At 67.4% G+C, this 871-nt stretch carries 1 protein-coding gene; it reads right to left on the reverse strand.

Going from position 1 to position 871, the window contains the following annotated elements; all coding sequences use genetic code 11:
- Positions 1-871 (reverse strand): UvrD-helicase domain-containing protein (locus U9977_RS22105; RefSeq protein ID WP_322751201.1); only part of this gene is annotated, 871 nt, incomplete at both ends.

Genomic DNA, 871 nt, shown 5'->3' on the forward strand with positions numbered 1-871 from the left:
GCTCGATGCCGCGACGCGGTACCAGCCCCGCACCCACTCCACCAATGATCATTTTTCGGTATTCGAGCCCCTTGAAGCGGTGCATCGTGCCCACGTGCACACCGTCATGCTGCTTCGGCCCGTCGGGGCCGATCTCGACGGCGGTGACGCCATCCTCGGAAAGCCGTTGAATGACCTCGCCGGCCAGCTGTCTGGTCGGTAGACACACCGCGATCGAGCCGTCGGTCATCGAGCCGTCGAGCGCAGTCCCCCAGGCCTGAATCTGCCGGCTGATCAGCTGCTGTTCCTCGGCCCAGGTGCCCACGCCGTGCAGCGCCGGGCGGCCACCGTGCAGCAGCGAGCGGTATCCGGCAAGGTTCTCCTCGCCACCGTCCAGATCGTCATATGTCTCGCCGCTGAGCAGTTCCAACGCCGTGGCCAGGATCTGCCGCGTCGTTCGGTAACTGAGGGTGAGCTTGGCTGAGCGTCCACGGATGTTGACCCCGAGGCTGCCCAGGGTGACGTAGTTGTCGTAGATGCGCTGGTGGGTGTCGCCGACGAGGAACATGTCATCCGCCATCGCGGGGACCATGGCGCGCAGCATCTTCCAGTGCGCGGCGCTGAGGTCCTGCGCCTCGTCGACGACGATGTGCCGGTAGCGGTAGCGCGGGGTGGAACCGGAGCTGCTCTCCCCGCTGACCTCCCGTTGGCCAAAAGTCCGCTGGATCTGCACCTCGCGGTCCAACTCCAGGCGTGCCGCGCGGCCGGCGAGCTGACGCCAGGTCCACACGCCGTTGTCCTCAAGGCGCTTTTCGAACCGTTCGGCGAGCCGCCAGACGGCGTCGCGGTCCTGGCGGGTGAGCGCACGGCCACGGCCCGGTCGGCGTGCCTT

Origin of the sequence: Protofrankia sp. Cas8, assembly GCF_963555845.1 — a bacterium.
In the GTDB taxonomy this organism is placed as follows: Bacteria; Actinomycetota; Actinomycetes; order Frankiales; family Frankiaceae; genus Protofrankia.